Below are 12,434 nucleotides of genomic sequence, written 5' to 3'. Positions count from 1 at the left end.
CCACGACCCCTCACCTCTCTGCCACTAAAGTGGGGGCATGACCGTAAACCCAGCGCACAGCACCCTCTGGCCAGCCCCGCACGCGAGCGGAGCCGTCGCCGCGACGGTCCATGTGCCCGGATCCAAATCGGTCACCAACCGCGGCCTCGTCCTGGCCGCCCTCGCCGCCGAGCCCGGCTGGCTGCGCCGCCCGCTGCGCTCCCGCGACACCCTCCTGATGGCAGGGGCCCTGCGCGCGCTCGGCGTCGGCATCGAGGAAGGCGTCGGCCCGGACGGCTCCGGCGAGGCCTGGCGGATCATCCCCTCCGGCCTGCACGGCCCCGCCACGGTCGACGTCGGCAACGCCGGCACGGTCATGCGCTTCCTGCCCCCGGTCGCCGCCCTCGCCGACGGCGCGATCCGCTTCGACGGCGACCCCCGTTCGTACGAGCGTCCGCTGCACGGCGTGATCGACGCCCTGCGCGCGCTCGGCGCCCGTATCGACGACGACAGCCGCGGCGCGCTGCCGCTGACCGTGCACGGCGCGGGCGCCCTGGACGGCGGCCCGGTCGAGATCGACGCCTCCTCGTCCTCCCAGTTCGTGAGCGCCCTGCTGCTCTCGGCCCCGCGCTTCAACCAGGGTGTCGAGGTGCGCCACACCGGCTCCGCGCTGCCCTCCATGCCGCACATCCGGATGACCGTCGACATGCTCCGCGCGGTCGGCGCCCAGGTGGACACCCCGGAGTCGGGCGGCGAGCCGAACGTGTGGCGGGTCACCCCCGGCGCCCTGCTCGGCCGCGACCTGACCGTCGAGCCCGACCTCTCCAACGCCCAGCCGTTCCTGGCGGCGGCCCTGGTCACCGGCGGCCGGGTGACCGTCCCCGACTGGCCCGCGCACACCACACAGCCCGGCGACAAGCTGCGGGAGATCTTCACCGAGATGGGCGGTTCCTGCGAACTGACCGAGCAGGGGCTCGTGTTCACCGGCTCCGGCTCGATCCACGGCCTCGACGTGGACCTGAGCGAGGTCGGCGAGCTGACCCCCGGCATCGCGGCCGTCGCGGCCCTCGCCGACTCCCCCTCGACCCTGCGCGGCGTCGCCCACCTGCGGCTGCACGAGACGGACCGCCTGGCGGCCCTCACCAAGGAGATCAACGAACTCGGCGGCGACGTCACCGAGACCGCCGACGGCCTGCACATCCGTCCGCGCCGCCTGCACGGCGGGATCTTCCACACCTACGACGACCACCGCATGGCCACGGCGGGCGCCATCATCGGCCTGGCGGTGGAGGGCGTACAGATCGAGAACGTCGCGACGACGGCGAAGACGCTGCCCGACTTCCCCGACCTCTGGACCGGAATGCTCGGGAACTGACGGGCGGAACAAGAACATGCGCCGCTACGGAAAGAACCCCGACGAGGACGACATCCGCGTCCGCCCCAACCGCAAGGGCAACCGCCCGCGCACGCACATCAGGCCCAAGCACGAGGACGCGTCCGACGGCATGGTCCTCACCGTCGACCGGGGCCGCCTCACCGTCCTGGTCGACGACCGGGTCGTCATGGCCATGAAGGCCCGCGAACTGGGCCGCAAGGCCGCCGTGGTGGGCGACCGGGTCTCGCTCGTCGGTGATCTCTCCGGCAAGAAGGACACCCTCGCGCGCATCGTGCGCATCTCGCCGCGTACGTCGGTCCTGCGGCGCACGGCCGACGACGACGACCCCTACGAGCGCGTGGTCGTCGCCAACGCCGACCAGCTCGCCATCGTCACCGCCCTCGCCGACCCGGAGCCGCGCACGCGCCTGATCGACCGCTGCATCGTGGCGGCGTACGACGGCGGTCTCACGCCGCTCCTCGTCCTGACCAAGTCCGACCTGGCGTCCGCCGACAAGATCCTGGAGACCTACTCCACGCTCGACATGCCCTACGTGGTCACCAGCCGCGAGGAGTTCACCGACAGCGCGGAGCTCGCCCGGGTGCACGAAGTGCTCGACGGCAAGGTCACCGCGTTCGTCGGCCACTCCGGTGTCGGCAAGACGACCCTGGTCAACGCCCTGGTCCCGGAGGAGCGCCGGCGCAGCACCGGGCACGTCAACGCCGTCACGGGCCGCGGCCGCCACACCACCACGTCGGCGCTCGCCCTTCCCCTTGCGGACTCAGCCGGCGGCTGGGTGATCGACACGCCCGGCGTGCGGTCCTTCGGCCTGCATCACGTCGACCCGTCCCGCGTCATCCTCGCCTTCCCCGACCTGGTGCCGGGGACGGAGGAGTGCCCGCGCGCGTGCAGCCACGACGAGCCGGACTGCGCGCTGGACGCGTGGGTGGAAGGGGGCCACGCGGACCCCGCGCGGCTCTACTCGCTGCGCAGGCTCCTCGCCACCCGTGAGCGACGCGACGACGACTGACCTCGCCGTTGTTTGCGCCCTGGGCCGAGCGGCAAAGGCATAATCGCACCAAGCCTGATCCAAGGCAGGCGAAGCGGTCACCGAACGTATGGTTGCGGAGGCACAGACATGGCGTGGCTGCTGGTCATCGTCGCGGGGTTCCTGGAGACCGGTTTCGCGGTCTGCCTCAAGCTCTCGCACGGCTTCACCCGGCTCTGGCCGACGATCACTTTCGCGGCGTTCGCCCTCGGCAGCTTCGGCCTGCTCACGCTCGCGCTGCGCAAGCTCGACGTGGGTCCGGCGTACGCGGTCTGGACGGGCATCGGCGCCGCGGGCACCGCGATCTACGGAATGATCTTCCTCGGCGACGTGGTCTCCACGCTCAAGATCGTCTCCATCTCGCTGGTGATCGCGGGCGTCATCGGCCTGCAGCTGTCGGGCTCCGCGCATTAGGCGCATGCCTAAGCGTTGATCCAGCGCCCGAGCGTCCCGCGCACGAGTTCCACGGGGTCCTCCCCCGCCTGCGAGGGCGCGACGACGTACGACAGCGCCATCCGCACGGCGCTCTCGCAGGCCATGGCGAGCTCCTCCGTGTCCTTCGGCCGCGCCCGGCCGTTCAGCGCGTTCACCGCCTTGTCCCTGACGAGGGCGAGCAGTTCGGCGGGCGAGGGGACTCCCGCGTCCGCGCGCCGCTGCGCCGGTACGGGCGACGAGGAGATGCCGGGCCTGGTCGGCGCGGGCAGCCGTTCGCTCCAGCAGCCGGTGAGCATGGCCCGGGCGAGTTCGTTCCCGCGGGCGGCGGTGATCGTCCACGCGCTCACGGCGGCGAGCCGGTCCACCGGGCCGCCCTCCACGGCCAACGCGCGCTCCACGCCGTGCAGATACGCGTCGGTCTCACGCCGGAGCAGGGCGCGCGCGAGGCCGTCCTTGCTGCCGAACTCGTTGTAGAGGGTCTGCCGGGACACCCCGGCGGTGGCCGCGACGTCGACCATGCGGACGCCCGGCCAGGGTCGGCGGGCGAGCGCCGTGTGGGCCGCGTCCAGTAAGGATTCCCGTGCCGCAGGCATCGTCGCCTCCCGGGGCCGAAGCGGCTCTGCGGCCAGAGTTGACGTGCTCGGAAGCCGTGTCAATACTCCCGGCGCGACCTGGCACGGTATGCGTCATGTCCCGGAATGGCCCGGACATACGGCGCTGTGGCTCAGGCACAACGAGATCGATACTGTTCACTCATGCCCGACTACCACGATGATCTGCGTCTTGCCCATGTCCTCGCGGACGCCGCCGACGCCGCGACGATGGACCGGTTCAAGGCTCTCGACCTCAAGGTCGAGACCAAGCCGGACATGACGCCGGTGAGCGAGGCGGACAAAACGGCCGAGGAGCTGATCCGGTCGAACCTGAAGCGGGGACGGCCGCGCGACGCGATCCTCGGCGAGGAGTTCGGCGTCGAGGGCACGGGCCCGCGCCGCTGGGTGATCGACCCGATCGACGGCACCAAGAACTATGTGCGCGGGGTGCCGGTCTGGGCCACGCTGATCTCCTTGATGGAGGCGGGCGAGGGCGGCTTCCAGCCGGTGGTGGGCGTCGTGTCGGCGCCCGCGCTCGGCCGCCGCTGGTGGGCCGCGAAGGGCGCCGGGGCCTACACCGGGCGCAGCCTGACCTCCGCGACGCGGCTGCACGCCTCCAAGGTCTCGCGGCTCCAGGACGCCTCGTTCGCGTACTCCTCGCTCACGGGCTGGGAGGAGCAGGGCCGCCTCGACGGGTTCATGGACCTCACGCGCGCGGTCTGGCGCACCCGGGGGTACGGCGACTTCTGGCCTTACATGATGGTCGCCGAGGGCTCGGTCGACATCTGCGCGGAGCCCGAGCTCTCGCTCTGGGACATGGCGGCGACCGCGATCATCGTGACCGAGGCGGGCGGCACCTTCACCGGCCTCGACGGCACTCCGGGCCCGCACAGCGGCAACGCGGCGGCGTCGAACGGCCTGCTCCACGAGGAACTGCTCGGCTACCTCAACCAGCGCTACTGAGGCAGGCGCCCCGCACGTCCGGGGCGCGCACCCCTTGTGCGTACGCCCTGAACCGGCAGCACGCGCCCCCTTGTTGACTCCCCGCATGGCTGCGACTCTGAGAGTCCCCCCACTTGTGAACTTGTGAATCGCTTCTCTTGCGGTCCACTCAGGAGGTGGCTCAAGCCCATGCTCGTCCGCGACGCCATGAGCACGATGGTCCTCACCATCGGTCCCGCCCACACACTGCGCCAGGCGGCCCGGCTGATGTCGGCGCGCCGCGTCGGCGCGGCCGTCGTCCTCGACGCCGACACCGGCCTAGGAATCCTGACCGAGCGCGACGTCCTCGTCTCGCTGGGCCTCGGCCAGAACCCCGACACCGAGACCGCAGGCACCCACACCACGACCGACGTCGTCTTCGCCGCACCGTCCTGGACCTTGGAGGAGGCGGCCGACGCCATGTCGCACGGCGGCTTCCGGCACCTGATCGTGATGGACGGCAACGAACCGACCGGCATCGTCTCGGTCCGTGACATCATCCGCTGCTGGGCCCCGAGCAGGCAGCCCGCACCCACCCTCACGGTCTGAGCGCTCCCCCGACACGACAGCGGGCCGGACCCCCGAGGGGATCCGGCCCGCCTTTTACCTACGACAAGCGATCTCAGCCGCGCAGGGCCTGGACCGCGGCCTCCAGACGCTTGCCGAAGTCACCGTCCGCCTGACGGAAGTTGTTGATCCCGCGGTCCACGATGTCCTCGCGCGAGACCTTGGCGAGGAAGCCCGCCAGGTTGTCGACCAGGCGGTTCTTCTCGTCCTCGGACATCAGGCGGTAGAGGTTGCCCGCCTGCACGAAGTCGTTGTCCTCGGCGTGCCGGGGCGTCTCGTGGTTGCCGGTGGCGCCGGTGACGGGGACGGGCTGCCACAGCGCGCGGTCCGTCTGGAAGGGGCCGCCGAAGGAGTTCGGCTCGTAGTTCTTCGTGCCCTTGTGACGGCCGTCGTACAGCGCGCCGTCACGCGAGTTGGTGCGCGCCTCGGTGGCGTGCGGGCGGTTCACCGGCAGGTGGTCGGCGTTGATGCCGACGCGGTAGCGGTGGGCGTCGCCGTACGCGAAGAGACGGCCCTGGAGCATCTTGTCCGGGGACGGGCCGATGCCGGGCACGAAGTGGGCGGGCGAGAAGATGGACTGCTCGACCTCCGCGAAGACGTTCTCCGGGTTGCGGTTGAGCTCCAGCTTGCCGATCTCGATCGGCGGGTAGTCCGCGTGCGGCCACACCTTGGTGAGGTCGAACGGGTTGAAGCGGTACGTCGAGGCCTCGGCCGCGGGCATGATCTGCACCTGCACGGTCCAGGACGGGAAGTCGCCGCGCTCGATCGACTGGCGCAGGTCGCGCTGGTGCGAGTCGGGGTCCTCACCGGCGAGCTTGTTGGCCTCGTCCTGCGTGAGGTTCTTGATGCCCTGATCGGTCTTGAAGTGGTACTTGACCCAGAAGACCTCGCCGGCCTCGTTGTTCCACTGGAACGTGTGCGAGCCGAAGCCGTCCATGTGGCGGTACGAGGCGGGGATGCCGCGGTCGCCGAACAGCCAGGTCACCTGGTGGGTGCTCTCCGGGCTGAGGCCCCAGAAGTCCCAGACGTTGTCCGCCTCCTGCGAGCCCGTGTACGGGTCGCGCTTCTGGGTGTGGATGAAGTCGGGGAACTTGATGGCGTCCCGGATGAAGAAGACCGGGGTGTTGTTGCCGACGAGGTCGTAGTTGCCCTCTTCGGTGTAGAACTTCAGCGCCCAGCCGCGCGGGTCGCGTACCGCGTCGGCCGCGCCGAGGTTGCCCGCCACCGTGGAGAAGCGCAGGAACGTCTCGGTCTGCTTGCCGACCTCTGAGAGGAACTTGGCCCGCGTCCACTGCGAGACGTCACGGGTGAGCGTGAACGTGCCGTACGCGCCGGCGCCACGGGCGTGCACGACACGCTCCGGGATGCGCTCACGGTTGAAGTGGGCGAGCTTCTCGAGCAGGAGCTGGTCCTGCACGAGCACCGGTCCGCCGAGACCCGCGGTCTCGCTCTGCTGGTTGTCGGCGACCGGCGCTCCGGCCTCCGTGGTGAGCGGTCCCTGCGTCACGTGCGCCTCCTGCGTCATTCCTGCGGGTCCTGTCCCTAGGTGTTTGCTGAACCCGATCCTACGATAGACATTGTCTAAGTCAAGTAAGCATCCAAAGTCACACCTCGTCGGGACTTAGGCTCTCTACCTGTTAGGCTGGTTCACATGAGCGACCTGTTGGAACGACTGCGCGGCCGCGGCTGGCGCATGACCGCGCAGCGGCGCGTCGTGGCCGAGGTCCTCGACGGGGACCACGTCCACCTGACGGCGGACGAGGTGCACGCCCGCGCCGTCGGCAAGCTGCCGGAGATCTCCCGCGCGACCGTCTACAACACCCTGGGCGAGCTGGTGACCCTCGGCGAGGTCATCGAGGTCTCGACGGACCGCAGGGCCAAGCGGTACGACCCGAACGCCCACCGCCCCCACCAGCACCTGGTGTGCGCGCAGTGCGGCACGATCCGCGACGTCCACCCCACGGGCAACCCGCTGAGCAGCCTCCCCGACTCGGAGCGCTTCGGCTTCACCGTCGAGGGCGCGGACGTCACGTACAGGGGCACGTGCCCGAACTGCGCGGCGGCGTAGGGCTTTCAGCACGCCTCTTCCGGAATCTGACGGTGCGTCATATCGTCGGCGGGCCCTGATATCCGCCTGCCCTCCGCAAGGAGATTCCCGTGGGAGACCCGCACCCGAAACTAGAAGCCCACGCAGTCACGAGAACCTTCGGCAGGGGCGCCAGAGCCGTGGACGCCCTGGGCCCGGTCGACCTCACCATCGCCCCAGGCGAATTCACCTGCATCGTCGGCCCCTCGGGCTGCGGAAAGTCGACCCTGCTCCGCATAGCCGCAGGCCTGCTGCGACCGAGCCAGGGCCGCCTGACGATCCGCACCGCGGACCCGCGCCCCGCCGCCATGATCTTCCAGGACTACGGCATCTACGACTGGAAGACCGTCCAGGCCAACGTCCGCTTCGGCCTCGACATCCAGCGCGTACCGCGAAAAGAAGCGAACGCCCGCGCCACCGACTGGCTGACCCGCCTCGGCCTGGCCGACTTCGCCGACGCCTATCCCGCCGCCCTCTCCGGCGGCATGCGCCAACGCGTGGCCATCGCCCGTGCCCTGGCCGTGGAGCCCGAGATCCTCCTGATGGACGAGCCGTTCGCGGCCCTGGACGCCCAGCTCCGCACGATCCTCCAGGACGAGCTCCTGGACCTCACCCAGACCACCCGTACCACCACCCTCTTCATCACCCACAGCCTCGAAGAGGCGATCGTCCTCGGCGACCGCGTCCTGGTCATGTCCGCCCGGCCGGGCCGCATCATCGCCGAACACCGCCCGCCGTTCCCGAGGCCCCGCAGCGGTGACGTACGCACGACGCCCGAATTCACCGCCCTCAAGGGCGAGTTGTGGGACCTGCTGCGCGGCGAGGTGGTCCCGGCATGACGACGACCACCCCCCGCAAGGCGGCCGACCCCGAGGAGGACGGCGTACTGGTCCGCAGGCCGGGCCCCCAGGAACTGCACCCCGCCCGCACCCACCGCAGGCGCCGCACCCTGGAGATCGGCCTCGCCGTGGCCGTCCCCCTCGCCCTGCTCCTCCTGTGGCAACTCGCCGCCACCCAGGCCTGGATCGACGACCGCGTCTACCCCGCTCCCCAGACCATCCTGGAGGACGGCTGGGAGCGCGCGGCGGACGGCGACCTGTGGCCCGACGTGTGGGCCACGCTCAAGCGCGTGCTCGCCGGTTACGCGATCGGCACGGTCACCGGCTACGCGCTCGGCCTCCTCATGGGCTCGCTCTCCCTCGTACGCGCGGCGCTCGAACCGCTCCTGGACGCGCTGTACGTCGTACCGAAGCTGGCCCTGCTGCCCGTCTTCCTGAACATGTTCGGCCTCGGGGAGGGCCCGCAGATCGCGCTCGTGGCGGCCACCGTCTTCTTCTTCGTCTGGATCTCGACGATGGCGGCGGTGCTCGCCGTGCCGTCGGGGCACCGAGACGCGGGCCAGGTCTTCGGGGCCTCGCCGTGGCAGATGTTCCGCCACGTCCTGCTGCCCGCCTCGCTGCCCGCCGTGCTCGTGGGCGCGCGCATCGCGGCGGGCGTCGCGGTCCTGGTGATCGTGGCGTCCGAGCAGATCGCGGCGTCGAACGGCCTCGGGCACCTCATCTTCGACTCCCGGGCGCTGTTCCAGAACGACGTGATGTTCGTCGGCATCGTCTGCGTCGCCGTGCTCGGCGTCGTCTTCTCCGAACTGGTGCGGATCGCGGGCCGGTTGCTCACCCCGTGGGCCCCGCGCGACCGCGGCAGAAGCCAGTCATGAACCAGTCATGAACCATTCGTACGCGTACGGAGGCTCCATGCACACCCGCACCCGGTTCTCCGCCCTGACCCTCCTGGTGGCGGGCTCGCTGCTCGCCTCCGCGGGCTGCGCGAAGGAGGACGACGCCCCGGACTCGGCCGCGCCCGCGAAGCCCCGCGCCGTCAAGGCGGTCGCCGGCTGCGGCGAGGGCAGCTGGACGGACCCGTCCGACCTCGCCGAGGACCGCGCGCCCGCCCGCTGCGACAAGGGCGCCCCGGCGCCACGCCCGCTGCCGAAGGAACGCGACCTCACCATCGCCACGGGCACGCTCAGCGCCGAGTACGTCGCACCCCTCCAAATGGCCGTGGAGAAGGGCGAGTTCAAGAAGGAGGGCCTGAACGTCCAGCTCAAGGTCCTGCCGACCCCCGACGCACTCCCCCTCCTCGCCAAGGGCGACATCGACGCCCAGTGGGCCGCACCCGAGGCCGCCGTCATGAACGGCATCACGGGCGGCTTCACCATCAAATGGGCCGCCGGGAACTTCTCCCCCGACCCGAAGTCCAAGAGCGGGCTCTGGGTGAAGCTGAAGAAGGGCGAGAGCGCGGACCACGTCCCGATGGCGGGCCGCAAGCTCGGCACCATGATCGGCAAGGGCTCGGTCATCTCGTACCCCATGGGCAAGGCCCTGAAGAAGCACGGCGGCGGCCTCGACAAGATCCAGTTCCAGCAGCTGGGTTCGGCGGACGTCCTGACGGCACTCCAGAACGGCGGCACGGACTCCGCGTGGCTCCTCGACCCGGTCTGGCGCAAGGTCGACGGCGACGAGCGGTACGCCTTCCTCGGCGGCCAGCCCCAAGGCGAACCGCTCGGCGGTCTGCTCTTCGGTCCCCATCTCCTGACCGAGGACCCGGACGCGGGCGTCGCGCTGCTGCGCGCGTACATCCGGACCGTGAACACGTACTTCGCCGGTGACTACAAGGCGGACAAGGCCTTCGTGGCCGACCTCGCGAAGCTCCTGAAGATCGACGAGGCGGTCCTGAGGTCGACTCCGTCACTGCGCATGGACTGGGAGATCCGGTCGGGCACGACGGACCGGCTCCAGGCGGCGTACGAGGCCGCGGGCGTCGCCGAGGGCGAGAAGGTCCCGGAGGGGAAGGCGGTGGACCGCAAGCTGTACGAGGAGGCGGTGGGACACAAGGGGCCTTGATCAAGCGCCGCCCTGAACACACCAGAGGCCGGGAAGCTAATGCTTCCCGGCCTCTGGCCTTTAGTAGCGGGGACAGGATTTGAACCTGCGACCTCTGGGTTATGAGCCCAGCGAGCTACCGAGCTGCTCCACCCCGCGCCGTTGTGTTGCAACCGTACGTCAGGGTCGACGACCAGCGCAAATCCGTTCCGGGCCCTGGCTGTGGGCAGGCGTTCCGCAGGGCGGAACGGGTGGGCACAGCCCACAGACGGCCCGCACCCGCTTGACAGCGGGAAGTCAGAACAGGCGCAGGCGCAAGGCGCAAGGCACACGCGGGCAGGGCGAGCCAAGGCAGAGGGCTAGGCAGTCAGCTCCTGCTGCAAGGCTTCACGCAACCGAGCGGCCCTCTCGGAAACCTCGGCCGGCCCAAGCTCCACGGCACGTGCGGCCCACCGCTGCCCCTCGACCAGCTGCCCGCGCCGAGCGTAGAGCAGCGCAAGCCGCAGAGCCGCCCGCCCGTGCCCCGCGTCAGCGGCCCGCGTCCACCAGAGCGCGGCCTCGGGCTCACTCCCCTCACGGGCAAGGAGAAGCCCCAGGTTGAACGCCCCGTTCCGGCTGCCCGCGTCCGCCGCGAGGCGGTACCACCGCGCCGCCTCGACGACATCCCCGCGCCCCGCGGCCAGCATCCCGACCCGCACCTGCGCACGCCGGTGCCCCTGCTGGGCAGCCCGCTCGTACCACTCCTCGCACTCGGTCTTCTCGGCGGCGGGCTCCCCCAGCGCGGGCGGGCCCGCGGCGGACCGCCGCGCGTCGAGCAGGGTGCCGAGGCGGTACGCCGCCTCCGCGCTGCCGCCACCGGCAGCGCACCGCAGATGCCGCTCGGCCTCCTGCTCGTCGCCGTCCCGCAGCCGCGCGGTGCCGACCTGGAGCGCGGCCTCGGTGTGCCCGGCGGCCGCCGCACGCTCGTACCAGGGCAGGGCGGAGTCGTCGTCGTCCCGGGACGCGTACAGGATCCCGAGGTTGAAGGCCGCGTCCACGCTGCCCGCCTCGGCCGCCTTGGAGAACCACGGCTCGGCGCCCGCCGCGTCGCCGCCCTGGAGCAGCAGCACGGCAAGCGCGTTGGCGGCCTCGCGGTGACCGGCGTACGCGGCACGCCTGTACCACTGGTCGGCCTGCGCGGTCCGCCCCTGCTCGGCGCAGAGCAGACCGAGGTTGTACGCGCCGTTCACGTCGCCCGCGTCCATGGCGGCCCTGTACCAGCGCTCGGCGGTCTGGGTCTCGCCGCGCTCGGCGTGCAGCGCGCCCAGGGCGTTCGCGGCGTTCCCGTCGCCGTCCTGGGCTGCTTTCAGCCACCAGACGGCGGCGCTCTCCTCGTCGCCCGCGTCACGCAGCAGGAAGCCGAGGGCGCAGGCTGCACGCGCCTCGCCGTCCTTCGCGGAGTTCAGGTACCAGCGCCCGGCCTCCTTCAGCTCGCCGCGCTGCTCCAGGATCGCGCCGAGATGCAGCGCGGCCCGCCGGTGTCCGCGCGCGGCGGCCTGGCGGTACCACTGCTCGGCCTCGGCGGCGGCGGAACGTGCTCCTTTGACGTCGGCCTTCGCCGCGGGCTTGCCGACGGTGCGCTCGGCGGTCGCCCGCCGGTCGAGGGCGCGGGCGATCCTGTACGCGGCCTCGCGGTGACCGCGCTCGGCCGAGGCCCGCATCCAGCGCTCGGCGCCGACGTCACCGCGGTGCTCGAGAAGATCGGCGAGGGCGTACGCGCCCAGGGCGTGACCCTGCTCGGCGGACTGCCGCAGCCAGTACTCCGCGGCGGGCTCGTCGCCGCGCTCACGGTGGTGGCGCCCGAGCGCGTGCGCGGCAGCGGCGGAACCGGCCACGGCGGCGACCCGCCACCAGCCGGCCGCCTCGTCGGCGTACCCGCGCTGGTGGAGGAGGACCCCGAGGTTGTTGGCCGCGGCACGGTCGCCCTCGGCGGTCGCGGCGCGCAGCAGGGACTCGGCCCCGTCGAGATCACCGCGGCGCAGCAGCAGGCTTCCGAGGACGCTCATCGCGTCGACATCCCCGGCCTCGGCGGCCATCCGATGGCGCAACTCTTCGGCGGCCGTCCCGGGATCCTCCCGGTCGGCCGCCTGCACAAACCGCCCTGTATCCAACAGAGTTGCCTTGTCCCCCATAACGTCCATCGTCGCACCACCTGCAACCCTGGGTATACCTGAAATACCGCAGCCAGTGAGGTCACTTCAGCGTTTTGTCGACATGCCCACAGAGAGATAAGTCAAACACGAATCCCTCAACTCCCCCCGGGCGGCGCACGGTTCGCACAGACCAGCGCACGACGTCACGGGCCCCACGCACACACGACGAAGGCCCGGATCCGATAAGGATCCGGGCCTTTGCCTTGAGTAGCGGGGACAGGATTTGAACCTGCGACCTCTGGGTTATGAGCCCAGCGAGCTACCGAGCTGCTCCACCCCGCGCCGTTGTGCTGCAACCG

The 12,434-nt window shown here is 71.1% G+C and carries 12 protein-coding genes and 2 tRNA genes; 9 read left to right on the top strand and 5 right to left on the bottom strand.

Annotation, left to right across the window (positions count from 1 at the left end):
• Window positions 1-37: 37 nt before the first annotated feature.
• From aroA to AB0I66_RS19895, 3 genes are all read left to right on the top strand, one after another.
• Window positions 38-1,354 carry a 3-phosphoshikimate 1-carboxyvinyltransferase gene (gene aroA / locus AB0I66_RS19905; RefSeq protein WP_363209175.1) on the top strand — a complete coding sequence of 439 codons (1,317 nt, stop codon included), beginning with the start codon at window positions 38-40 and terminating at the stop codon, window positions 1,352-1,354.
• A gap of 16 nt (window positions 1,355-1,370) precedes the next feature.
• The gene (gene rsgA / locus AB0I66_RS19900) at window positions 1,371-2,384 is read left to right on the top strand and encodes a ribosome small subunit-dependent GTPase A (RefSeq protein WP_363209174.1); all 1,014 of its coding nucleotides are present in this window, start codon (window positions 1,371-1,373) and stop codon (window positions 2,382-2,384) included.
• 108 nt (window positions 2,385-2,492) lie between these two features.
• Window positions 2,493-2,816 (top strand): multidrug efflux SMR transporter, encoded by a 324-nt coding sequence (locus AB0I66_RS19895; RefSeq protein ID WP_344525002.1) that lies wholly within the window; start codon window positions 2,493-2,495, stop codon window positions 2,814-2,816.
• An 8-nt stretch (window positions 2,817-2,824) separates the two neighbouring features.
• Here AB0I66_RS19895 and AB0I66_RS19890 read toward each other — a convergent pair whose 3' ends face one another.
• Window positions 2,825-3,430 (bottom strand): TetR/AcrR family transcriptional regulator, encoded by a 606-nt coding sequence (locus AB0I66_RS19890; RefSeq protein WP_363209173.1) that lies wholly within the window; start codon window positions 3,428-3,430, stop codon window positions 2,825-2,827.
• Between the two features lie 162 nt (window positions 3,431-3,592).
• Between AB0I66_RS19890 and hisN the strand changes: the two genes are divergently transcribed.
• Both hisN and AB0I66_RS19880 read left to right on the top strand, forming a co-directional pair.
• Window positions 3,593-4,393 (top strand): histidinol-phosphatase, encoded by an 801-nt coding sequence (hisN, locus tag AB0I66_RS19885; RefSeq protein ID WP_363209172.1) that lies wholly within the window; start codon window positions 3,593-3,595, stop codon window positions 4,391-4,393.
• A gap of 168 nt (window positions 4,394-4,561) precedes the next feature.
• Entirely contained in the window at window positions 4,562-4,960 is a 399-nt protein-coding gene (locus tag AB0I66_RS19880; protein ID WP_363209171.1) for a CBS domain-containing protein, read from the top strand.
• 73 nt (window positions 4,961-5,033) lie between these two features.
• Here the strand turns inward: AB0I66_RS19880 and AB0I66_RS19875 are convergent, their stop codons facing one another.
• Window positions 5,034-6,485 carry a catalase gene (locus AB0I66_RS19875; protein ID WP_363209170.1) on the bottom strand — a complete coding sequence of 484 codons (1,452 nt, stop codon included), beginning with the start codon at window positions 6,483-6,485 and terminating at the stop codon, window positions 5,034-5,036.
• A 144-nt stretch (window positions 6,486-6,629) separates the two neighbouring features.
• Here AB0I66_RS19875 and AB0I66_RS19870 point away from each other — a divergent pair, with 144 nt between their 5' ends.
• From AB0I66_RS19870 to AB0I66_RS19855, 4 genes are all read left to right on the top strand, one after another.
• A complete protein-coding gene (locus tag AB0I66_RS19870) occupies window positions 6,630-7,046 on the top strand; it encodes a Fur family transcriptional regulator (protein ID WP_363209169.1) in 417 nt (138 codons plus the stop codon).
• A gap of 89 nt (window positions 7,047-7,135) precedes the next feature.
• Window positions 7,136-7,903, top strand: coding sequence for an ABC transporter ATP-binding protein (locus tag AB0I66_RS19865; RefSeq protein ID WP_363209168.1), 768 nt, complete (start codon window positions 7,136-7,138; stop codon window positions 7,901-7,903).
• Entirely contained in the window at window positions 7,900-8,778 is an 879-nt protein-coding gene (locus AB0I66_RS19860; protein WP_363209167.1) for an ABC transporter permease, read from the top strand. Before AB0I66_RS19865 ends, AB0I66_RS19860 begins: the two co-directional genes overlap by 4 nt.
• Window positions 8,779-8,815: 37 nt before the next feature.
• Entirely contained in the window at window positions 8,816-9,964 is a 1,149-nt protein-coding gene (locus AB0I66_RS19855; protein ID WP_363209405.1) for an ABC transporter substrate-binding protein, read from the top strand.
• Window positions 9,965-10,028: 64 nt separating this feature from the next.
• Here the strand turns inward: AB0I66_RS19855 and AB0I66_RS19850 are convergent.
• The 3 genes from AB0I66_RS19850 to AB0I66_RS19840 all read right to left on the bottom strand — a co-directional run bounded on the left by AB0I66_RS19850 (window position 10,029) and on the right by AB0I66_RS19840 (window position 12,417).
• Window positions 10,029-10,102, bottom strand: a tRNA-Met gene (locus AB0I66_RS19850).
• A 200-nt stretch (window positions 10,103-10,302) separates the two neighbouring features.
• A complete protein-coding gene (locus AB0I66_RS19845) occupies window positions 10,303-12,123 on the bottom strand; it encodes a tetratricopeptide repeat protein (RefSeq protein WP_363209166.1) in 1,821 nt (606 codons plus the stop codon).
• Between the two features lie 220 nt (window positions 12,124-12,343).
• Window positions 12,344-12,417 (bottom strand) — tRNA-Met (locus AB0I66_RS19840).
• Window positions 12,418-12,434: the final 17 nt, after the last annotated feature.

Origin of the sequence: Streptomyces sp. NPDC050439 (assembly GCF_040655335.1) — a bacterium.
In the GTDB taxonomy this organism is placed as follows: Bacteria; Actinomycetota; Actinomycetes; order Streptomycetales; family Streptomycetaceae; genus Streptomyces.
This window is presented reverse-complemented; position numbering and strand designations above follow the sequence as displayed.